This is a genomic window from Lawsonia intracellularis PHE/MN1-00, assembly GCF_000055945.1.
Lineage (GTDB): Bacteria > Desulfobacterota > Desulfovibrionia > Desulfovibrionales > Desulfovibrionaceae > Bilophila > Bilophila intracellularis.
This window is the reverse complement of sequence record NC_008011.1, coordinates 503,095-525,951: the sequence shown is the minus strand read 5'-3', so window position 1 is coordinate 525,951 and position 22,857 is coordinate 503,095. Positions and strand designations below refer to the sequence as shown.

The following is a 22,857-nucleotide window of genomic DNA, read 5'->3' as shown; positions in this document are numbered from 1 at the left end:
AATGCTACAGTTTATTAAGTTCTGTACGAAATTTTTTTGACAATCGAAAAACAATGACTTTCCTAGATGGTAGAGTAATAGCTTCATCTGTTTGTGGATTTCTACCTTTACGGGTATGTTTACTATAAGCTTCAAATTTCCCAAAACCACTAATAAGTAATGTATTATCTGTTTTAATGGCTTGTTTCATGATAGATAACAGAGTTTCTACAATATTTTTAATATCAGCTTTGTTGTTATTTATTTTTTCATAAATAGCATCAATGATATCTACTTTAGTTAGTACATTGTTCATATCTTCTCCAGAAAGAGTAGGCTAGAAGTTGAATTGATAGAAGAATGATTGTATGACAATAAATAGGATATTGCTTATGAATAATCATTATAAATTATGGAATTAATATTTGTAGCAATATCTATCATTTCTTGATGATTTTTATATTTTCCTTTTTCCCAGCGTATACGTGAATCTCCTATAAAGCGTGGTATAATATGCCAGTGAAGATGAGGAACTTCTTGACCAGCAGCCACATAGTTATTTTGTATTACATTGACTCCCTCAGCATTTGTCGCTTTCATAATGGCAGGGCCAATATGTTGCATAATACTAAGCAAATCTGTCCCTAGTGATGGGTCTATATCAAACATTGTTTCTACATGTTGTGTTGGAACAATAAGTGTATGTCCTTTATTCACAGGATTTATATCTAACAATGCAATAAAGTTATCAGAGTTATAAATGGAAACACAGGGTATTTTTTTTTGTATGATATTACAAAAAATGCAATCTGTTTGATTTGACATACTCATAAATGTTCTCTTTATACCTAGTTATAATTAGGATATACTATTAATATATGCTTGGAGCTATATTTGTATGTATACTAATATAAAAACATATTCCTTCCAACTTGGAGTATTAGGGGAAAAAAAGTATAATCGTATTATACCTATTTTTTTACCATTTGAAGGATGTCCACATCGATGTATATTCTGTGCTCAAGATAAACAAACAGGCTTAGGATATGGAGGAAGCAAGATATCTCTTTCTGATAACCTTGCCAACCTTTTTACTCGCTTGAAAAAAGAAAAAAATACATTTTCTAGTGAAAAATTACTTCCTGAGATTGCTTTTTATGGTGGAACATTCACATTACTACCTACAGCTAGCATGCAACTATGTTTAAATATGGTAAAGCAGTGTCTTGCAGAAGGGCTTATATCTGGTGCAAGATGTTCTACTAGACCAGATGCAGTAAGCCCAGCAATACTTACTAAACTTAAAGCTGCAGGTATCAATCTTATTGAACTTGGAGTACAAAGTTTTTCAAATATAGCATTAAGTCTTGTACGGCGTGGTTATACACAACATATTATTAAAGAAGGATGTTATAACATATTATCTGCTGGTCTTAGGTTAGGAATCCAATTACTTCCTGGAATGCCTGGAAGTACAGCAGAAGTTTTTCTTAATGACGTTGAACAATCTTTGGAACAAAATCCTGCATGCTTAAGGTTTTATCCATGTTTAGTTGTTGATGGTACACAACTTGCTGATATATGGAGAAAGGGCTTATATCAGCCATGGGATATTAATACAACAGTAAAAATATTGGGCAAGGGATTAGTAAGGGCGTGGTCTAAAAAGATCCCTGTTATTCGGTTAAGTTTAGCCCCTGAAGATACATTGGAAGCTTCCATTTTAGCAGGGCCAAGACATCCTGCATTAGGAAGTATGATTCAGGGGGAAGCATTATTTCATCTTATTTATGAGAAAGTAAAACAAATTGGTCAATCTCCATCTTCTGTTTGTTTACCATCTTTTTGTAAAGGTTTTTTTTATGGGCATGCAGGTATGCTTAAAAAGCATTGGGCTTCTATTGGTATTAATTCTGTAAATATTCAGTGGAGTAATACCATTAACTATGGAAAGCTGATTTTTTTATAGTTTACTTAATAAGTAAGTTAAAATAGCAAAACCAAGTAAAAATATTCTTTTTAAGCTATAAGAATATTTTTACTTGGTTATTTCTGTACATTTAATTAAATATATATGCAAATAAATTGAACCCATGTAGCATAATTATAAGAATAATAACAGGAGTAACATATCTACATTGAAACAAAAGAAGTTTGATAAGACCTTGATTATGTAAAGTCCCTCCATTTGAAATAGCATGCATTACCATTTGTTTGTTCCAAACATATCCTACAAAGATACAGAGGAAAAAGCCTCCTAATGGCATAAGGATATTGGAGGAAAGAAAATCATAAAGCTGAAAGAAATTCATCCCAAAGATTGTTATGTGTTTTAATATGTTTTCAGAAAGTGCAACAGGTGCTCCAAAGGCTATAAAGAATAACATAATAATAATTGTAGTATTTTTTCTGGAAAGATTAAAAGTGTCGATTGCCCAAGCTACAGGTGTTTCAAAAAGTGAGAGCATAGCTCCTGTAGATGCAACTGCTGCAAGGATAAAAAAGGCTCCTGTAAAAATCTGTCCAGCAGGCATTGAATCAAATACTGCAGGGATAGTTATAAAAAGTAATCCTGGTCCAGAGCTTGGTTCAAAGCCAAAAGAAAATACTACTGGGAAGATAGCTATCCCTGAGAGAAGTGATACAACTAGATCTAATAGCATAACTTTTGTAGCCATATAAGGAATATTAACATCATCTTTGAAGTAGCTACCATAGGTTAGCATCACACCCATTCCAATTGAGAGTTTAAAAAATGCAAGGCCCATTGCAAGTAAAATAACTCTACCATCTATTTTTGAGAAGTCAGGCATAAAAAGGAAACGTAGTCCTTCTATTGCGTTGGGTAGTGTTATACTACGGATACATATAATGATAAGTAGGATAAAGAGAATCGGCATCAGGATAGTTGCAGCTTTTTCAATACCTTTTGATGCACCTCGTAAAACTATCGTAGCAACAAGAATAATTACAAGCCATTGCCATAATAGTGTTTGCCATGGGTTACTAAGAAGTTCTTGAAAAATGTATCCTGCAACAACAGGTTGTGTTGTATTTATAGAGCCATTTGCAGCTTTAAAAATATAAGCATATATCCAGCCTGCTACTTCTGTATAAAAACCAAGGACAAAGACAGTAGAGAGTGTACCTGCAAATCCAACTAACCACCAATAACCTGAAGAAAGTTTTTTGAATCCTTCTACAGCATTTGCTCGAGTAGAGCGGCCAATAGCAATTTCAGCAATCATAATTGGAAGACCTGCAACAATAGTTGCAATAATATAGATAAGAAGAAATGATGCTCCTCCATTTTGTCCTATTACAGTTGGAAATTTCCATATATTTCCTAATCCGACTGCAGATCCAAGCGTTGCTGCCAGTATACCGATTTTAGATGTAAAACTATCTCGTTTTTGTTTCTCTACCATGTCATTTACCTATTCATTTTTCTCTTATATATTTATTCATTATTCTTAATTTGGACATAGAAGATCTAGAGTTTTTAAGCAAGCATTTTTTGTTAATAGCTATTACTTTATATCTGATCTCATTTATAATATTCACACAATAATCTTGACATTGAACTTGGATAGACATATGTTTCAGCTGGCTATGAATATATCTACGCTAGTATCATAAGGTAACATAGGAATAGAGACGTTATCTCTATTTGTTATTTTAAGTTGGCTTATTATGTGTAGTAAACAATAACATTTTTGCCCTACTTGCTTTTTATAAAATACTATGGCGGCATAGCCAAGCGGTAAGGCAGAGGTCTGCAAAACCTTTATTCTCCGGTTCAAATCCGGATGCCGCCTCCATCTGCGGGAGTAACTCAGTGGTAGAGTGCAACCTTGCCAAGGTTGAAGTCGCGGGTTCAAATCCCGTCTCCCGCTCCATTACTATTCTCAACTTTTTGTACCTTTTTATATTTATTTTACCTTATTAATTAAATAACTAAAACGTATCTTCACTAAAGATATTTAGTATATAGTTAGGTATACTATAACTCTCTATAAGGACTAATAATATAGTTAAGAGATAATTTATAGTAAAAAAGTATAGTATTTTTATTTTCTATTCTGATTATGTTTTTCTACTGTTGTAGAACAATATATTGAAATATTTTATAATAATGATTCTTGTTTTTCATCGTTATATGGTAAAAAGTATATACGTAGTCTTTGTAAGAATAGTACTTCAAGTAAAAAAAATAGAAGAAGATGAATATACTCCTTTAGGAACATTTCCATTACATAAATTTTTTAGATAAAATAAAGTCTATCCTATATTAAAGACAGTTTTACATACACGTAAATTACAGTTTTATAATGTTTGATGTGAAGCTTCTTAAGCTAAATATTATAATAAATATATAGAACTAAGATATATATGCTAATAAACTTTATACATAGACATGATGATTTTTTAATTTGCTTATTGTAGTTGGTTATAAGATAGTCCAACTGTCCTAGGGAAAGGAAGTGCAGTTTTTATTCGTTTAGCTAACCAGCATTATTTGCTTACAGAATGTAAGGTTTCTAAATAAGATCTCCTTGAGCTTACTTAGTAAACTCACTGAAAAGAGTATAGTTGTCATTAATAAGTAGTTGGAGTTGGGTATTAGAATATATGAAGTACTACGTAATGTTTTAGTTACATAATGTAGTATTAATACTATATAATTTTTTACTTATTATATAGAGTTATAATATAACTATAGAATACTCCATAATTGACCTATCGAATATAATATTATTATTTTAATTTACTAAAGATTATAAATAGCTAATAATAAAATTTTATACTATACTTAGTAAGTTATAGATAGACAATATATCTATTCTAAAAAAAAAATTAATGTTTTCTATATTTATATTTTTTTATTAATATTATTTATATTGATTTATTAATATATAATTATAATAAAGATCTTAATTATGCTAAAGTTATTTCATACTCTATTAATATTGTTTATTTTAATAGTTCATGCAAATGCTCATGATTTATATATAGTTTATAAAGATAATATTTGCCAAGCAACATTAGATGAAAAAACATATAAGTGTAGTATAGGTAAAAATGGTACTTCAAACTGTAAGGTAGAAGGAGATAAATCTACTCCTTTAGGAAAGTTTCCATTGCGTAAAGTATTTTTTAGAGAGGATAAAATAGGAAATAACATAAAAACAGGATTACCTAGTAGAAAAATAAAAAAGAATGATGGGTGGTGTGATGATCCAACATCTATTCAGTATAATAAATTTGTTGATTTAACATGTTTTAACAATTCAATAAGTCATGAAAAATTATATAGAGATGACGATGTTTATGATCTTATTATAGTTGTAGGTTATAATGATAGTCCACCTATTCCTAGTAAAGGTAGTGCTATTTTTATTCATGTGGCAAGGGAAGGATTTTTAGGAACAGATGGTTGTATTGCCTTTGCACAAGATGATTTAGTTGAAATTTTAAGTAAGCTAGATAAGACAAGTAAAGTTATTATACAGTAAGGAATATAATAGTGATAGAATAAGAGAAATCAGACAAAAATTGTAATTTTAGTTCTTACCTGACTTTCCTTATAAAATTTTACATATTTTGTTATAAGCATCCATTAATTCCTTATAATTTGTTGAATATGGTGGAATTATATAAATAACATTATGAAGTGGTCTTAATAGTAATCCATTAGCTAAAAAAGAGGATTCTATCTGTTTAATATGAGTAGTATCATGAAGTTCAAAGGCGCTAATAGTACCTAATACACGTGTTTTGGTTACATTTGAACAGGATTTTTGTAAAAATGAGATGCCATCTATGTGTGCCTGGTGGATGGACTGCATAGCTAATGTCGTTTTTTCATGTAATAATAGTTTTAATGAAGCAAGTGCTGCTGCACAACCTAAAGGATTTGCAGTGAAAGAATGTCCATGAGCAAGAGCATATTTCCATTCTTCATGTAAAAATGCATTGTAAATTTCGTCAGTTGTGATAGTAAGTGCAAGAGGTAAAAATCCACCTGTGAGTCCTTTTGAAAGACATAAAAAGTCAGGAATTACATCTAGCTTTTCAAAAGCAAAGTAGGTTCCTGTTCTTCCAAACCCTGTCATAACTTCATCAAAAATAACTAATATTCCTGCATTACGAACTTTTTTAATAATGGAGTTTAAAAATGCAGGTCTGCATATTCTCATACCTCTTGCAGCTTGGATAAGTGGTTCAATAACAATAGCTGCAATTGTGTTTTTATATTCCAATAAGTATTTATCTAAGACATGGAGTGCATGTGCTTCTTTTTTTTCTATTTCATTATCTCCATCCCAGGTATCTGGGTATGGAATACGTAATACATTGAAAAAAAATGATGAAAAAATGTTATGAAAGCCTGAGCTTCCTATAGACATTGTACCAAATGTATCTCCATGATAAGCACCTTCAAAACTTAAAAAGAGTGTTTTTTCAGGATGTTTTTTGTTATACCAATATTGGTATGCCATTTTTAATGCAATTTCTACTGAAGTTGAACCATTATCTGAAAAGAAGCATTTTGTTAATGTTAGTGGAAGAATGGATGTAAGTTGTTCACACAATTCTACTGCAGGGGAATGAGTAAATTTTGCAAAAATAATATGTTCAAGTTTTAGTGCTTGTTCATAGATAGCTTGTGCAATATCTGGATGTGAATGGCCATGAAGATTAACCCACCAACTAGAAATACAATCAAGATAAGCTGTTCCGTTTTCATCAAAAACATATGAACCCTTAGCATGACTAATACTTATAACTGGATCTGCAGTTTTTTCTTGTGTAAACGGATGCCATATAATTTTTTTATCACGTTCTGTAAGGGAAAGCATATGTTATACTATAAAGAGTTGTTTTAGTTCTTGTGTTAATGGAATGTTTCTTAAAGTTGTTTTTGTTATTGTAGATAAGAAGGGAAATTGAGCAAGTATTGTTGTTTTGCCATACCAAGTTATTGCATCACAGTTATCTTGGTTAGGCTTACCATTTACAATTACTCCTACTACCTCTATCCCTTTTGATTTGAGTGCTTGTAATGTAAGGAGTGTATGGTTAATTGTACCTAGCCGTGAATGTGTGACTAGTATAACAGGTAACATAAGGTAACTAATGATATCAAGAAGCAAATATTGCTGATTAATAGGAACAAGTAGTCCTCCTGCACCTTCAATAACTAGATTAGAAGCATTTGGTAGTATAATATTATTAATGTTGATTTCGTCTTGTTCAAGCTTTGCAGCTAAGTGTGGAGATAGTGGTTCTTTATAACAGTAAGCTTCTTTATGTATTTTACTGTATGTCAATTTTTTTAATATATCACTGTCGGTACCATTAATTGATCCTGTTTGTATCATTTTAAAGTAGTCATATGCTGTATGCAGGCATAACCAACTTGACACTATTGTTTTTCCGACATTTGTATCAGTTCCTATAATAAAAAATTGCACTATTTTCTCTCCATGATTCCAAAAAAAACATTGTATGTTACATGAAATGATTCATTATAGTTTGTAATAAGATTTTTTACTTTTTGGGTGGGAAGAGGTTTATTACTTACAGCTGCACCAAGGTGCTTTAAATAGTTTACAAAAGAACGTGCACCAGTAAATGGTAGCTGAAAACATTTTGTTTCAAGGTAATGAGTGGTACTACCAAGTGCTGATATACATTTATACAATACTGGTTGTTGTGGATATTGTTTTAAGGGTGATGGGATATTATAAGATTGTAAGATTTGTTTCCATTCTTTAAATGTACCATCAAGTAAACAAGAAAATGCTAATACTTTTGAATTATTATATAACTTTTTTAGCATAGTTTCTAATTTTTCGATCCATTGAAATGCAAAGTTACTGATAATAAGATCATATGGTTTAATTTGTATAGATTCCATATCTCCTATGTAAAAGGAAATATTGCTAGTTTTATTAAATTTTTGTTGAACCTTATTAATCATTTTTGGAGCAATATCATTAAGCATAAAAGAAGCATAAGGATAATATGATAATAATATCTCGGGGATATAACCTGTACCAGTTCCTAAGTCTAAAATTGTTTTAGGATAGAATGTAGATATTGTATTATGTAGATTTTTTACTAAAATATATGCACTTTCTTTTTGGATATGGGCTACTGTGTCATAAGTATCACTAGCAACGTCGAAGCTGGATTGTATTTTTTGTTTTATCATTACCTAATTAATTTTTATTCTACATTAAAACGTCTTTAATATATTGATATATCCTTTGAGGATATAGAAATCCTAGTCCATGTCCACCACTAGGTATTATTTTTATAGTCATATTAGGATATATTTTAAAATTATCATAGATGAGCTGCGGAGGAACAATAGGATCATTTTGAGAGCCTATAATAAGTCCTTTTTGATTATATGGGATTGTTGATAAAGATGAAAGGAGTGTAAGATCTTCATATAATGTATAAAAATTAAAGGTAGTTAATATATTTTTTTTAATAGGTACACCACATCGTTTGTGAAAGTTATATAGAGTTTTTAGGGGAGAGACGAGAAAATGTTTGGTCAACCTTTGGAGTTCAGTTTTTCTTGTTAGAGCTAGTTGAGTATCATTACCAAGAAAGTTTATAAAGCTGTTTAATCCAATAAGATACTCAAAGTTTATACTTAATTGTAAAAGTTTTAATAAACCTAATGAATGTCCAATACCTATGAGTTTTTTATTTCTAATATCACTTGTTAATAAAGAATGATTTCCATAATAGCCTAGATCTAATACTAAACATTTTTCATTAGTAAAAAAGGGTAAAAGCGGCTTCCAAAAGTTTTTATTATAACCAAAGCCGTGACAAAATATAAAATATTTTTTCATAAGGTCGAAAGTAGTTGTAGTAGACGCTCTATATCTGCTTTATTATGACCAACATTAAGAGCAATACGAATACGAGACGTCTTTGGAGGAACAGTTGGAGGTCTGATATAAGAGGTAAGGATATGGTGTTCTAAAAGTTTCTTATGAACATGAGATGCATCTTCTTCTGAGCCTAAAATAAGAGGAATAATATGTGAAGAACTAGTTCCTATATTAAATCCTAGTTGGTTACACCCATCTCGTAATTCTTTACTTAAAGAGTTGAGGTGTGCACGTTGGTTATCTAGTGTTCTTATAAGATTCCATGCTTCTTGTGCTGCTCCTAAAACCATAGGAGAGCCTGCTGTGGAATAAATAAAGCCAGTAGCTTTATTTATTAGGTAATCCTTAATAAGTTGCTTACAAGCTATGTATCCGCCACTACATCCAAGTGCTTTACTAAAAGTACCCATAACTATATGTGGTATATGACTGAGATTTACTGTTGTTGATAGGCCATATCCATGAATACCTGTAAGACCTGTAGCATGAGCTTCGTCTAAGTACAAAAATGTTTGATATTGCGATGAAAGTGAAACAATATCTGTAAGGGGTGCTATGTCTCCATCCATGCCAAAGAGTGTTTCTGTAACAATAAATTTAGGTCTATTATCATCTTTATATTTTTTTAAAAGGGATGATAGGTGTTCCATATTATTGTGATAATAACGAAGAAGTTCAGCTTTACTTAAAAAAACAGCTTGATAGAGGCTTGCATGGTTTAACTTATCAAAAAATACAAGAGGTTGCATTTTTAATACATGGTGATCTAATAATGCTGATAATACACTTACATTTGTTTGAAAACCAGATATAAACAGCATAGCTGTTTCAGTATGTTTATCTTGTGCAATAGTAGTTTCTAGACGTTCAAATAGTTCATTATTTCCTGAAAGAAGTCTAGAGCCTGTGGATCCTACTCCATAGGTACTACCTGTCATAATTGCAGCATTAATAAGGTTAGGGTGATAAGCTAATTGTAGATAGTCATTTGTAGAAAAATCAAGGATATCTTTTTTGTAATTTTTATGAATGACTGGTAAGCTACGATATTTTTTTGTATCATGAAGATGAGATATATATTGTTTATATCTGTAATACATTTTTGTTTTTTTAATAATGGGGTTATTTTTTATTATGCGTAATGATTGGACATTTAAAGAAGCAAAGCAAATTTTTAATCTTCCTTTGCTTGAACTTTTATATAAAGCTCAAACAATACATAGAAAATATTTTGATCCTAATAAGATTCAGATTAGTATGCTTTTGAACATAAAAACAGGCAACTGTCCAGAAAATTGTGGTTATTGTTCTCAATCTTCTCACTATAAAACTGATCTTCAAAAAGAACCTTTAGTGGATATTGATACTTTAATTTCAGAAGCAAAAAAAGCAAAAGAACTTGGTAGTACTCGGTTTTGTATGGGAGCTGCTTGGCGTAGTCCTTTAGATAAGGATTTGAAAATTGTCTGTCAGATGATTGAAGAAGTAAAAAAATTAGGTTTAGAGACATGCGTAACCTTAGGTTTTTTAAAAGAACATCAAATTGCTATGCTAAAAAAGGCAGGGCTTGATTTTTATAACCATAATATGAATACATCACCTGAGTTTTATGAGCACATTGCTACAACACATACCTTTGATGATCGTCTTGCTACATTAAAGGCTGTAAGAAAATTTGGTATTAAACTTTGTTCTGGTGGTATAATAGGGTTAGGTGAAACTATTGATGATCGTATCTCCATGTTGCTATTACTTGCAACATTAGAAGAACAGCCTGAATCTGTCCCTATTAATAGGTTTGTCAAAGTTGCAGGTACACCTCTTAACCCTCAAAGTGATATTGATCCATTTGATTTTGTAAGAATAATAGCTCTTACAAGAATTTTGATGCCAAAATCTTATATTCGACTTGCAGCAGGACGTGAACAAATGTCTGATGAATTACAAACGCTATGCTTTATGGGAGGGGCAAACTCTATATTTTATGGAGGAAGACTTCTTACAACTGATGGACCACAACCAGAACAAGATGATCTTTTATTCCAGAAGATTGGATTAGAAAAAGTTCAGACCATATGTCATTAATACTAATATATTAAAGGCGAAAAGAGTAACGTACTGTATTATTGATTTAATAAGAAGTAGCTTCTCCACCATCAAGGGTAATATTTGCTCCATTCAAGTGTTTAGATTTATTGGAAAGTAAAAATGATACTAGTTGAGCAACATCTTCAGTTGTTCCATATGTTTTTAGAGGAATAGAAGAGACCTCTCTGGTAAGTTGTTCTTTAAAAGATATGTTATGTGTTATTGCTTTTTGTTGGATAACTTTTTTATGATGTTCTGTTAAGATAATTCCAGGAGAGACAAGATTTACACGGATATGTCGTTTTGCAAAAAAGTATATAAGATTTTTTACTTCAGCAACCCAAGCAACACGTATAACATTTGTATTAGGAAATTGTGGGAAATAGTTTTTAGAAGTATTACCTGAAATAATAACTATGCTACTTTTATCTGCTATTTTTGGGTTAAAATGTCGAAGTACTTCAAGTGGATTAATAAAAGTTTCATTAAATGCTTTATTCCATTCTTCTTTACTAGGGATATCTTCTTTCTTTAAAGATGGTCTTGGACCAATGAGAACAATACCATGAAGCTGTTGAACTTGGTTTACAGCAGTTTCTATAGATTCAATATTTGAAAAATCAATAATAACTGTTTGAACAGAAATATCTTTATGCTTTGTTTGTAATTTTTTTTGAAGGGTTATAAGTTTATTGCTATTTCTACCAGCAATAACTAAGTTATATCCTTCTGAAGCTAGTAGAGTAGATATAGCTTCTCCAATAGCACCAGTGGATGCTGTAATAAGTATAGTCCTATTTGCCTGGTGAGCATATAGATGGGTATGTAATGTAGTTACTAAAAAAATAATAAGTATTAAGCAGTGTTTTATCATATTCATAATAATAACTATAGGTAAGATTAATACTATGATACTATATTTAGTAAAGTAGTTAAAATATTTATTATAGAAATAGTTAGCACAATGTCTAATGTTATCTTATTATATTTTTTGTGCTTAGTCGAGATGATTGTAAGTAAGAAAATGAACACTGATATAAATTGGTATGATATAATAAAGTCAGATTGGGGTAGATCAGTTTACCACAATAATTTATCGGTATAATAAATAATAAAAGGTAGAGATATATTAAGCTTACATCATATCAAACTAAGAACTAGAATCTATCGAAATTGCCTGTGTGGTTATGAAAAAACTGCATCAAGCAAACATTCCTGTGGCCTATAACTCCCCTCATATCAAAGATTGACTTGCGACTTTGTAAGGATTTATTCCTGAGTAATTAGAAAGTAGAGAACCAAATTTGCTGTTTTCAAGCATCAAGCTCCGATATCGTATTTGTTGTTATATATCTGCATCAATCATGATCTAGCCGGAGTTGTGAAAATCTTTCAAATGTCATTATCTTATTAACAAAGAAGTCGTTGTTAGGTTTGTGATGTGTCCATGACACTAACCTACACCAAAAAGAAGGATAAACTTTATTGTTATTATACCTTCATCAACCATTTTACATGGCAAAAGCTGTATTTCTCATCATAAAACCATGTACGGCAGCTTATTGAATGCCCTGAAGTTACTGCTATAAAGTCTCTGAAGGGATAAACTCCATAGATGAAGCCTTTGTAATGTTGCAGTAGGTTGACGTGATTTAGGATTTGCTCTTTCTCATTAAGCAATATTGCACCATTTGTTTGCTGCTCAAAACAGTTTTTATGTGATAGGATGGCATTGGTGTACACATCTATACAGATAGGCTACAGAGTTTATTACTGCATGAAGGAATAGAGGTATATCTATGGTAAAATGAATTATCAGTATTCATGCCCATTCATCTTAAAAGTAAGGTAGTAGAAAGTGGTACTGGTGCCTAAAGGCTAAACTCAATTAACGACTCAGAATCCGGCTATTATATCATAATAGTCAAATCTATGTTCAACTATGGCAGCGTCAGCTTAAATTGGGTAAATATCAAATCATGTAGATTTATGTGATGCAAATAAAGTCACAGCTAAATATATACAGCTGATTTTCAGGTTTAATTTCCTTGTACTAAAACTTAAAAAAGCTATTCCTTTAGGGCATCAACCCTGCCATATGAAACCTTCCGATCTCATGTAAAACATTCCAAATCTTTGGCATGAACAAAGCAAATTATTTAGTTGTAAGTTAATTTAAACAGAGTGGCTATCATTACACACTAAAAAAATATTATGTGCTTGACAGTTCGTTCATTTTAGTTTAATTATAATTTTTATTATAAATTTATTTTATAATGGAACAAAAACAATGTTGTTAAACTTAGTAATAAAAAATTTGATAGTTGGGCGATGGCGTTGGCGCTAAGTTGTTTGTGGGCGTTACGTTGTCAATTTTTTATTCTATGGTTTATAACATGTTATCCCTCATTTTAGAATATCTATCTCAATCATCCTCTATTTTCTCTATGTCATGGCCGTTCGGCCAATATATTTAATAGTTACTTTCTTATATGTAATTGAGCTGCATTAGAATTAATCTAATGCACCTTCATCTATAAAACTCAAATATTGACATGGAGTACACATGAAGAAAAATTTCTTCTATTTTATTGCTGTAGTTATAACTTTAGTAATAGCATTTATTACTTATAATAATAAGGTAAACAATAAGCTGCCTGTTGTAGCAATAGCTAATTATGGGCCACATACATCGCTTGATGCTGTTATAGCTGGTTTCAAAGAGCAGATGCAAGTAGAAGGCTTTACCGAGAACCAAACTATCCGCTATGAAATTGCAGATGTCGGCTTTGATCACGCTCTCATACCACAAACAATAGCAAGCCTAAGAGCTCATCACCCAAAAGCTATGGTAGTGATATCTACCCCCATTGCCCAATTTGCTAAAGGTAAAATCAAAAACCTTCCTTTAATTTATAGCTCAGTCACAGATCCTGTAGGTGTTGGTTTACTCCAAGAGTACAATAAATCAGATGATAATATGACGGGTAGTTCTGATATGCAAGACCTTAACAGCCTACTTCAGTTTGCAAAATTTTTATTACCTAACGCTAAAAGCATAGGTTTATTATATGCAACTTCTGATAGCAATGACACCTCATTGGTGAAGATGATGCAATCAGCAGCTTCAGAGTACGACATGTCTGTTGTTGCCATACCAGTTGAACAAGCAAGAGAGGTGCCTATTAGGATGCAAGGATTTAAAGGTAAAGTAGATCTAATATATGTAGGCGTAAGCGGGCCAATACAGCCAACACTACCAGCAATTGCAGTAGAAGCACACAAAATGCGTATACCAGTGTTCAATGCTGATATTCAAGCTGTGCGAGATGGATTGGTAATAGCTGGTCTTGGGGTAGATTACTATGCGGTTGGTAGAAATACAGGAAAATTAGTAAGTGCGATATTACATGGGGAAAAAATTAGCGAATTAGTACCAATTTACCCAAGTGCTCAGGATCACCATGGCGTGATCAATAAAAAACTTGCAATAGAATTAGGTATTGCCATTCCTTCTAATATAGAAATTGTGGAGTGACTTATGATTAATATTATAAAAGTTACAAAGTCATTCCCAGGACTTTTTAGGCCTGTAATAAATGATATAAGTCTATATTTAGAACGTGGAGATTTTTGTGTTTTTATTGGGGCTAACGGATGCGGTAAATCTACTTTACTTAAGTTGATAAGCTCAGAATATCAGGCTGATTCTGGTGCAATAAAGCTAAGTGGTGACGTGGCACAAGTTGTACAAGATGTAAATTTAGGCACTGTGCCTGAAATGACACTGCTTGAGAATATTGCTTTAAGTGAAATAATAAAACCAAAATTGTTGTTTTATAAAAGATATAAAGATCAAATCCTTCAAAAACTAAAAGAGTTAGATGGTGGTTTGGAGGATTATATCAATCAACCTCTAAAAATGTTATCTGGTGGACAAAGGCAGATGATTGCAACCCTAATGGCAATCATTTCTGGTCGACAAATTTTGCTGTTAGATGAGCATACATCAGCGCTTGATCCTAAAATGCAAACTTTGCTTATGGAATATACTCATCAACAAGCTATAAATCATGGACTCACTACTATAATGATCACGCATAAAATGGATGATGCTATAAAATATGGTAATCGCCTTATTATGCTCCACCAAGGCAAAATAGTGTTAGACATTCATGGGGCTCAAAAGAAGGCCATGACTGTGCAGGGGTTGCTTACGATGTTCCATCAATATGAAGATCAGCTTCTAGTATCTGGAGGTGGAAATGTCAATTGAGCTTCTCTACACCGGAGTATTACAAGGGTTAATATTAGCAATTATTGCCTTTGGTATTATGATTCCATTTCGTTTCCTCAATTTTCCAGATTTAACAGCAGAAGGAGCTTACCCACTTGGAGGGGCGGTATGTGCAAGCTTAATGGTTGCAAATATGCCGCAAATATTAGCTATGATGGCTGGTATTATGGCTGGAGGATTACTGGCAGTGGGCACATCGCAAGTTGCTTTAAGACTGAAGGTTAATAGTTTACTTGCTGGAATTATACTCAGTACCATGGCTTATAGCATTAATCTTAGGATTATGGGCAAGCCAAATATAGCATTGTTTGATATGGATGGCATACATTTTGATTTTATATCGCTGATTATTGTTGGTATGTTTTGTATTGTACCTTTTGCCTTATTTTTACACACTGATTTTGGCCTACGTTTTCGAACAGTAGGTAGCAATCCTAAATTCGCTATAAACCATAAGATTAGTATAAATAAGTATACAAGCCTAGGTTTATTCATTGCTGGGTCTATGTTTGGTCTTGCAGGCAGCTTAATGGTGCAGATGCAGCAATTCATGGATATAGGTATGGGAGTTGGTATAGTGATCCATGGCTTGGCCAGCCTGATGATTGGAGAATCAATAGTGGGTAATAGCACGATACCAAAGCAGTTAGCAGCTCCTATCATTGGATCACTTATTTATCAACAAATTCAGGGAGTAGCTCTATCTTTGGGCCTTGCTCCATCAGACTTAAAATTCTTTACAGGAAGTATAGTGTTGATTGTGCTTGCTATACAAAAAGGGAAGTAAAGATGTTAGTAGATAAGTTTATTTTACCTGAATGCAAAGTTTATATGTGTGGACATTCTTTAGGGCCCAGCCTTAAAACAACTTCAGATGCAGTTTGTAGCACGCTACAAGATTTTGCTTCATATGGGGTTAGTAGTTGGAATAAAAGTGGTTGGATTGATTTATCATATGCGTTAGGAGCCAAAATAGCTGCACTTGTAGGTGCAAAATTTGATGAGGTTATTGTATGTGATTCTACAGTGCTAAATCTTTTTAAGGCATTAAAAGTAGCTATGAGTCTACAAAATGGACGTAACATTATTCTCACTACTGATGATAATTTCCCAGCTGATTTATATATTGCACAAGGGATATCTGAGGTAAAGTATATAAAATCTAATGAAATATACAAAAATATAGATGAGACAGTGGCAGTACTTATGTTAACTCATGTTAATTACAGAGACTCTTCTGTGTTAGACATGAAAACAATTAATGAATATGCACACAAATATGGTGTTCTAACCGTATGGGACTTGTCTCACAGCATAGGGATAGTTCCAGTGGATTTAGAAGAAAGTAGCACTGATTTTGCCGTAGGTTGTACATATAAATATCTAAGCGGAGGCCCTGGAAGCCCAGCATTTATATATGCAAATAGAATGTATCATGAACACATGCAAAGCCCGATTCAAGGGTGGATAGGACATAATCAGCCATTTTCTTTTGAAAAAGAATACACCTCTTTTGGTGTACGAAAGTTTATGAGCGGAACTCCTGCTATATTAAGTATGAAAGCCTTAGAAGCTGCCTTGGAAATATTTGATAAGGAGGTAATAGTTAAATCTTATTCTATAGCCAAGGAATATAGTAATATCCTTATAAAATCATTAAAGAGTCATGGTATAGAAGTCTATGCTCCACAAAATAGAGGTGGGCATGTTGCTTTCATGCATAAGCATGGATATGCATTCTCGCGTGCACTTATAGATGCAGGGTTTATCTGTGATTACCGCGCGCCAGATTTAATACGCCTATGTGTGAATCCGTTGTATATTTCACTCCGCAATATTGAGTCTTGTATTGAGCAAATTCAATTCATTATGGAAAGGTCTTTGTATTTAAAGCCAGAATATAACCAAATGCAGAAGGTAACATGATGAAAAAATTATTACACTTAAAAAATTTAACTCAGGAAGAAGCTTATGAGTTATTTACTGAATTTGCTGAATATGAACCAGAAAAACAGTCTGCTGTTTTAACATTGCTCCAAGCTAAAAAAGAAACAGCTGAAGAAACACTTGGTGCATTGCAATATTTTAGCAAGCATTCAGCCAAGATAACACATGACCTTGAAGTTGTAGATATTGTTGGCACTGGAGGCGATAGTAAGGGCACATTTAATATCTCTACAGCTGCAAGCTTTGTAATTGCAAGCTGCGGCATTATGGTTGCAAAACATGGTGGCAGGAGTGCTACAAGCAAAGTTGGAAGCCAGGATGTTATACAAGCTCTAGGTATCCGAATAGCTCAGACTGTGGAAGAAAGTTTAAAAAGTTTGCAACAGATAAACTACACATATTTATGGGCTCCTTTATTTAATAAGGAACTTAAAAAATATGGAGCATTGCGTCAAAAACTTGGATTCCCAACCATTTTTAATATACTAGGCCCTTTGCTTAATCCTATGCGACCAAAAAGATGTGTCATAGGTGTATATCGAAGGGATTTAGTACAAAAAGTAGCAGAAGTACTAGCAACTCAAGGGGTTAATCATGCGCTAGTTGTACATTCAGATGATGGCTTAGATGAGTTCAGTATAAGCAGTAACACTCATATAATTGAGCTTAATGGTACAGATATAAAAGAATATAGCCTCAATCCTGAGGATTTTGGTTTTTCTAAAGCACAACTTTCTGATGTAAGAGGAGGGGATGCTGCCAAAAATGCAACCCTTATTTGTGACATATTATCTGGTACAATTAATGGTCCTAAGTTAGATATTGTACTTCTCAATGCTGCAGCTGGATTATATGTTGCTGGAAAATCTTCTAGTATTGCAGAAGGTATATTGCTTACTAAAGACGCAATAGAACAGGGGAAAGTTACTACCTTATTAAATAAAATGAGAGGTTCAATTTGAGCGTAAATTTTTTAGAAAAAATTAGGTCACATGTTACAAGAAGAGTTGAATTAATGCCTGATAGCCTCGTAGAAATGCCAAATACACTAGATTTCTGCAAGATATTCACCACCTCTTCAAAACCTATCATTATTAGTGAGGTAAAATTTTCAAGTCCTTCTTGTGGGCAGATATATCAAGGTAAACTAAACCATGTCGATATTGCCGGAGATTATCTTAATTCAGGTGCTGCTGCTCTTTCAGTATTAGCTGAACCTGACTATTTCCAAGGCAGCATATCTTTCATTAAAGATATCAGAGGTGCTCATCTTAATTCTTATATATTACTCAAAGACTTTGTTTTAAGCAAAAAACAGATTGCACAAGGGCTTTTATATGGTGCTAATGCCGTATTGCTTATTGTGGCCTTCTTGAATAAAGATTTATTAAAAGAGCTTTATGATTATTCTTTAGATTTAGGCCTTACACCGATTATAGAAGTGCATGATGGTTTTGAGTTAGAACAAGCTTTGCAGCTTTCTCCTCAAATTATTGGGATTAATAATCGGAATTTACAAACATTAGAAATCAGTTTGGATACCGCTTGGAACTTGATAAAGTATATACCAAATGATTGTTATGCTATATGTGAAAGTGGGATAGATAATGCCACTCAAATTCGAGAGATGATGGATATTGGATTTGATGGATTTCTAATTGGTTCGTCCTTGATGAAATATGAGAATCCTGGAGTCGAACTACAAAAATTGATATCTGAGGTGTGTAATAAAAGCTAAAATTTGTGGAATCACTAATCTAGAAGATGCATTGTTTGCAGCAAACAATGGCGCATGGGCGATTGGATTTAATTTTTATAAAAATTCCCCACGTTATGTTTCATTGGAAAAAGCAAGAGAAATTACTTCGCAATTACCAATACATGTTATAAAAGTAGGAATTTTGATCGATTATTCTCAAGATGAGATGTTAGATGCTTTAGAGTTTCTTGATCTGATCCAAATATATCAACTACATTTCAAATTACCTTTGGATAAAAAGCGAATCATACTAGCCTTGCAAGCATCATCTAAAGATGAGTTACCTGAATCTTCAATATTACAAGAGTATGGGTTTATATTACTTGATGCCCCAAAACGACAAGATGGTTTACTTGGTGGTACTGGTAGGCTTGCTAATTGGGACTTGGCCAGAGAACTTACCGACTACAAGCTTATTTTAGCCGGTGGATTAAATAATTTGAATGTTGATGCAGCAATAAAACATGTGCAACCATTTGCGGTTGATGTAGCAAGTGGGGTTGAAGAACGGCCTGGAATCAAAAATCCGCTAGCTATAAAAGAATTTTTAATGAGGTGTAAAAATGTCAAATAAAAAAGGATACTTCGGTGAATATGGTGGTGCTTATGCTCCTGAGACATTAATAGCGCCACTTGCAGAATTGGAAGCTGCGTATCTAAAGCTTCAACACGAAGTAGCTTTTAAGCAAGAACTACAAGATTTGCTCACTCACTTTGTAGGAAGGCCAACGCCACTATACTTTGCAAAACGTCTAACACAGCACCTTGGTGGTGCAACAATATATCTAAAGAGAGAGGATTTGACTCACACAGGTGCGCATAAAATCAATAATACGGTTGGCCAAGGGTTACTTGCAAAACACATGGGAAAGCGTAGGTTGATAGCAGAAACTGGCGCAGGGCAACATGGCGTTGCAACTGCAACCATAGCAAGTCTACTTGGTATGGAATGTGTTGTTTATATGGGAGCTATTGATATGGAGCGGCAGCACCTTAATGTAGTACGGATGCAAATATTGGGGGCGGAAGTGCAGGCAGTGCATAATGGTTCTCAAACTCTTAAGGATGCAACATCTGAAGCAATGCGCGATTGGGTTAGCAATATTAAAGATAGCTACTATGTTCTAGGGTCAGCACTAGGTCCACATCCTTATCCTACAATAGTGCGAGATTTTCAAAGAATCATCGGAATTGAAGCAAGGAAGCAACTATTGGAAATGATTGATGAGTTACCAGATGAATTAGTTGCATGTGTTGGTGGAGGTAGTAATTCTATAGGTCTATTTCATCCATTTTTACAAGATTTGCAAGTAAAAATGACTGGAGTTGAAGCTGGTGGTATTAGTCTGTGTCTTGGAGAGCATGCGGCCAGATTTAATGGTGGCAAACCAGGTGTGTTACAAGGGACTAAGAGCTATCTTTTGCAAGACGACCATGGGAATGTTAGTAATACGCATAGCATTTCGGCAGGACTTGATTACCCAAGTGTAGGGCCGGAACATGCTTATTTGCATGATATAGAACGTGTTCAATATACTTATGCAACAGACCAAGAAGCCTTGAATGCGGCTTTTACACTTGCAAAGCTAGAGGGAATTATTCCAGCATTAGAAAGTGCGCATGCTATAGCTTATGCTATTAAAGTAGCTCCATTTTTACCGCAAAGTTACATAATGCTCATAGTCCTTTCTGGTAGAGGGGATAAGGATGTAGAAACCTTAGCAACCTATTAGGAGGATAAAAATGATAAAAGCAGCATTTGACAACTACAAGTCTATATTTATCCCATTTATTATGGGTGGACACCCTAATTTAGAAGTGTCAACAAAAGCTATTATGGCCCTTGCACGAGCTGGTGCTGACATAATAGAGCTTGGGGTGCCATTTTCTGATCCTATTGCTGATGGCCCTGTAAATCAAAGAGCCGCTGAGGTAGCTATGGGAAATGGTATGAACTTTGGTGAAGTATTAAAACAAGTACAAGTAATAAGGGGGATGGGTTGCAAAACGCCAATCATACTTTTTACTTACCTTAATCCTATCTTGGCTTTCGGCTACGATAAATTTCTTCACCAAGCTAAAGCAGCTGGGGTAAATGGAGTGCTAATTATAGACCTTCCTCCAGAAGAAGGAGAGGATTTTTATGCTATGCTTCAAGAGGTTGGGTTAGAAATTGTGTTGCTTGTATCGCCCACAACAGATCTAGCAAGGCTACCGATTTATATAACGCTCCAGCCAAGTTTTATTTATTATATCTCAAGACTTTCTGTAACAGGTATCCAACAAGATTTATCGAATACTTTAGAAGAGGAGTTGTATAGTTTATGTAAGGCCTTACCTAATACAAAAATAGCAGTAGGATTTGGCATATCATCCATAGACCAGGCCAGATACGTGAGTCAAATTGCTGATGGTGTGATTATAGGGAGTAAACTGGTTTCAATACTTGAAACCTCCGGGGTAGGTGTATTCGAAGATAAAGCAAGAGAATTTGCGGATATTATACATGGAGGTAAGTTATGATAATCCTAGGCGAAGCAGCCATTCAATCCTTTTTAAGTAGGTAACAGGTAAACTTGGATGCGACTATTATTGTCAACACTAAGAAGCTTGTTGATCAAGAGTTGAAAGTTTAAGTAAACAAGGATCAATATGGCAGAGATGTAATTATACAATAATCTCAACTAGATCTGCTCAACTAGACCTGTAAATGATCATCTGATGGAGCTGTTATTACTGCAGATACGGCAAAAAGAGACGGTTTTAATAGTAGTTATTAGAATTCCATATTTCGGCTAGGTAAGCAAATAGGCCATCATAAGAATATGGCCTGATATCAGCAAGTTTAGTTGTGAGGCTTATTGAAACTAGCAGCATCGACAAAGTGGCTACGTAGATATGTACTCAAAACAATCCAAAGGTTTTTTAAAATTGGGGTTAAGAATTTTGATCCAACAGATCTTTTTGATAATGAATTTCAGGTAAGTAATAATTGTATTGTTGCATCCCCTGATGTTGGTGGCTTGCTAAGAGCCATGATGTTGGCCTTGAAGTCTGGGACTGGTCTTTCAATGATTAACAAGGCATGTAACTCTGATGGGAAGTGTATTATGTCAAATATGATAGGCGATATCACTGAGAAAGATTGCATTATTGTAGATGAGATTAGTAGATAGTGTTGGCTATACTCTATGTAACACATTGAAGATATTAATATAAAGTGGTGAAAACTAAGTAGGCGCTTGTATTACCTATGCTATATTTTCTGAAGACTGCATAGATAGAATAAGCCAAGCAGGATTTGCTGAATTGTTTGTAACAGATACCATAAATCATCAAAATTTACCTTCCGTTATTAATGTAATTCAAATAAGTTAGCTTATAGTTAAGGCTTTGTTGAGATGCAATAAATGATTGTTTTGTATCTTGCTTGTTACTCTGTTTTCTGCTCTCTAAACTGAAGGTTTAAGAAACAGTACTCCTCTTAAAATTAGGCAAAACAAAGCATTGAGAATAGGTATACTTTCGACAGGAGTGTTTGCATGTATCGGAGATGGAGAGGATAAAAGGGATATTTTTTTTGGTAAAATGGCAAATGGAGAAAGTGAGCACAAGTCTAATGCTGGAAAAACCTTAGAAAGCCCACAATTGCTGGGGTGTTAAACCTACTTGTACTAGGAAATAAGATGTAAAAAAAGTTCTATTTTAAAGAAGATGGCGGAGAGGGGGAGATTCGAACTCCCGGTGCGGGATTAGCGCACACACGATTTCCAATCGTGCTCCTTAGGCCATCTCGGACACCTCTCCAATAGATGAAGGTGTTTATCTTAAATATTCAGTGCTGGCAAGGAATAATTTTTTATGAG

At 33.5% G+C, this 22,857-nt stretch carries 23 protein-coding genes and 3 tRNA genes; 16 read left to right on the top strand and 10 right to left on the bottom strand.

Annotated elements, in window-relative coordinates:
* Positions 1-4: 4 nt before the first annotated feature.
* Complete coding sequence (locus LI_RS02370) at positions 5-295, bottom strand: integration host factor subunit alpha (RefSeq protein WP_011526515.1); 291 nt, start codon at positions 293-295, stop codon at positions 5-7.
* A gap of 74 nt (positions 296-369) precedes the next feature.
* Positions 370-810: an HIT family protein gene (locus LI_RS02365; protein WP_011526514.1), complete on the bottom strand. Its 441-nt coding sequence runs from the start codon at positions 808-810 to the stop codon at positions 370-372.
* Between the two features lie 67 nt (positions 811-877).
* On the opposite strand from LI_RS02365, the gene LI_RS02360 reads away from it, so the two are divergent.
* Complete coding sequence (locus LI_RS02360; RefSeq protein WP_011526513.1) at positions 878-1,948, top strand: elongator complex protein 3; 1,071 nt, start codon at positions 878-880, stop codon at positions 1,946-1,948.
* Between the two features lie 91 nt (positions 1,949-2,039).
* Here LI_RS02360 and LI_RS02355 read toward each other — a convergent pair whose 3' ends face one another.
* Positions 2,040-3,407, bottom strand: coding sequence for a sodium-dependent transporter (locus LI_RS02355; protein WP_011526512.1), 1,368 nt, complete (start codon positions 3,405-3,407; stop codon positions 2,040-2,042).
* Between the two features lie 318 nt (positions 3,408-3,725).
* On the opposite strand from LI_RS02355, the gene LI_RS02350 reads away from it, so the two are divergent.
* The 3 genes from LI_RS02350 (at position 3,726) to LI_RS02340 (ending at position 5,495) form a co-directional block, all read left to right on the top strand.
* Positions 3,726-3,800, top strand: a tRNA-Cys gene (locus tag LI_RS02350).
* A gap of 3 nt (positions 3,801-3,803) precedes the next feature.
* Positions 3,804-3,878 (top strand) — tRNA-Gly (locus LI_RS02345).
* Between the two features lie 1,041 nt (positions 3,879-4,919).
* Positions 4,920-5,495, top strand: a complete 576-nt coding sequence (locus LI_RS02340) for a L,D-transpeptidase family protein (RefSeq protein WP_011526511.1) — start codon at positions 4,920-4,922, stop codon at positions 5,493-5,495.
* 69 nt (positions 5,496-5,564) lie between these two features.
* Here the strand turns inward: LI_RS02340 and bioA are convergent, their stop codons facing one another.
* From bioA to LI_RS02315, 5 genes are read right to left on the bottom strand one after another with little or no spacing between them, the layout of a single operon-like run.
* Complete coding sequence (bioA, locus tag LI_RS02335; RefSeq protein WP_011526510.1) at positions 5,565-6,842, bottom strand: adenosylmethionine--8-amino-7-oxononanoate transaminase; 1,278 nt, start codon at positions 6,840-6,842, stop codon at positions 5,565-5,567.
* 3 nt (positions 6,843-6,845) lie between these two features.
* Entirely contained in the window at positions 6,846-7,457 is a 612-nt protein-coding gene (bioD, locus tag LI_RS02330) for a dethiobiotin synthase (RefSeq protein WP_011526509.1), read from the bottom strand.
* Entirely contained in the window at positions 7,457-8,200 is a 744-nt protein-coding gene (locus LI_RS02325) for a methyltransferase domain-containing protein (RefSeq protein ID WP_011526508.1), read from the bottom strand. Before LI_RS02325 ends, bioD begins: the two co-directional genes overlap by 1 nt.
* A gap of 19 nt (positions 8,201-8,219) precedes the next feature.
* Positions 8,220-8,858, bottom strand: coding sequence for a hypothetical protein (locus tag LI_RS02320; RefSeq protein ID WP_011526507.1), 639 nt, complete (start codon positions 8,856-8,858; stop codon positions 8,220-8,222).
* Complete coding sequence (locus tag LI_RS02315) at positions 8,855-10,000, bottom strand: aminotransferase class I/II-fold pyridoxal phosphate-dependent enzyme (RefSeq protein WP_011526506.1); 1,146 nt, start codon at positions 9,998-10,000, stop codon at positions 8,855-8,857. The genes LI_RS02320 and LI_RS02315 overlap by 4 nt, the downstream gene beginning before the upstream one ends.
* A gap of 34 nt (positions 10,001-10,034) precedes the next feature.
* Here LI_RS02315 and bioB point away from each other — a divergent pair, with 34 nt between their 5' ends.
* Positions 10,035-10,985 (top strand): biotin synthase BioB, encoded by a 951-nt coding sequence (bioB, locus tag LI_RS02310; protein ID WP_015353734.1) that lies wholly within the window; start codon positions 10,035-10,037, stop codon positions 10,983-10,985.
* A 46-nt stretch (positions 10,986-11,031) separates the two neighbouring features.
* Here the strand turns inward: bioB and LI_RS02305 are convergent, their stop codons facing one another.
* Positions 11,032-11,868, bottom strand: a complete 837-nt coding sequence (locus LI_RS02305) for an SDR family oxidoreductase (RefSeq protein ID WP_011526504.1) — start codon at positions 11,866-11,868, stop codon at positions 11,032-11,034.
* A gap of 1,686 nt (positions 11,869-13,554) precedes the next feature.
* Here LI_RS02305 and LI_RS02300 point away from each other — a divergent pair.
* The 11 genes from LI_RS02300 to LI_RS07510 all read left to right on the top strand — a co-directional run bounded on the left by LI_RS02300 (position 13,555) and on the right by LI_RS07510 (position 22,654).
* Positions 13,555-14,526 carry an ABC transporter substrate-binding protein gene (locus tag LI_RS02300; RefSeq protein ID WP_011526503.1) on the top strand — a complete coding sequence of 324 codons (972 nt, stop codon included), beginning with the start codon at positions 13,555-13,557 and terminating at the stop codon, positions 14,524-14,526.
* Positions 14,527-14,529: 3 nt separating this feature from the next.
* Positions 14,530-15,264 carry an ATP-binding cassette domain-containing protein gene (locus LI_RS02295; protein WP_011526502.1) on the top strand — a complete coding sequence of 245 codons (735 nt, stop codon included), beginning with the start codon at positions 14,530-14,532 and terminating at the stop codon, positions 15,262-15,264.
* Positions 15,254-16,072 (top strand): ABC transporter permease, encoded by an 819-nt coding sequence (locus LI_RS02290; protein WP_011526501.1) that lies wholly within the window; start codon positions 15,254-15,256, stop codon positions 16,070-16,072. The genes LI_RS02295 and LI_RS02290 overlap by 11 nt, the downstream gene beginning before the upstream one ends.
* 2 nt (positions 16,073-16,074) lie before the next feature.
* Positions 16,075-17,211 carry an aminotransferase class V-fold PLP-dependent enzyme gene (locus LI_RS02285; RefSeq protein ID WP_011526500.1) on the top strand — a complete coding sequence of 379 codons (1,137 nt, stop codon included), beginning with the start codon at positions 16,075-16,077 and terminating at the stop codon, positions 17,209-17,211.
* Positions 17,208-18,194, top strand: coding sequence for an anthranilate phosphoribosyltransferase (trpD, locus tag LI_RS02280; protein ID WP_011526499.1), 987 nt, complete (start codon positions 17,208-17,210; stop codon positions 18,192-18,194). Before LI_RS02285 ends, trpD begins: the two co-directional genes overlap by 4 nt.
* Positions 18,195-18,247: 53 nt before the next feature.
* A complete protein-coding gene (locus LI_RS02275; protein WP_011526498.1) occupies positions 18,248-18,970 on the top strand; it encodes an indole-3-glycerol-phosphate synthase in 723 nt (240 codons plus the stop codon).
* Positions 18,971-19,001: 31 nt separating this feature from the next.
* On the top strand, positions 19,002-19,565 hold the full coding sequence (locus tag LI_RS02270) for a phosphoribosylanthranilate isomerase (RefSeq protein ID WP_015353732.1): 564 nt from the start codon (positions 19,002-19,004) through the stop codon (positions 19,563-19,565).
* The gene (gene trpB / locus LI_RS02265; protein ID WP_011526496.1) at positions 19,555-20,724 is read left to right on the top strand and encodes a tryptophan synthase subunit beta; all 1,170 of its coding nucleotides are present in this window, start codon (positions 19,555-19,557) and stop codon (positions 20,722-20,724) included. Before LI_RS02270 ends, trpB begins: the two co-directional genes overlap by 11 nt.
* Positions 20,725-20,734: 10 nt before the next feature.
* A complete protein-coding gene (trpA, locus tag LI_RS02260; RefSeq protein ID WP_011526495.1) occupies positions 20,735-21,514 on the top strand; it encodes a tryptophan synthase subunit alpha in 780 nt (259 codons plus the stop codon).
* A gap of 338 nt (positions 21,515-21,852) precedes the next feature.
* Positions 21,853-22,167, top strand: coding sequence for a ribose-phosphate diphosphokinase (locus LI_RS02255; RefSeq protein WP_041817040.1), 315 nt, complete (start codon positions 21,853-21,855; stop codon positions 22,165-22,167).
* A gap of 331 nt (positions 22,168-22,498) precedes the next feature.
* A complete protein-coding gene (locus LI_RS07510; protein WP_155800196.1) occupies positions 22,499-22,654 on the top strand; it encodes a hypothetical protein in 156 nt (51 codons plus the stop codon).
* Between the two features lie 52 nt (positions 22,655-22,706).
* Here the strand turns inward: LI_RS07510 and LI_RS02250 are convergent.
* Positions 22,707-22,798: transfer RNA gene (locus LI_RS02250), tRNA-Ser, on the bottom strand.
* Positions 22,799-22,857: the final 59 nt, after the last annotated feature.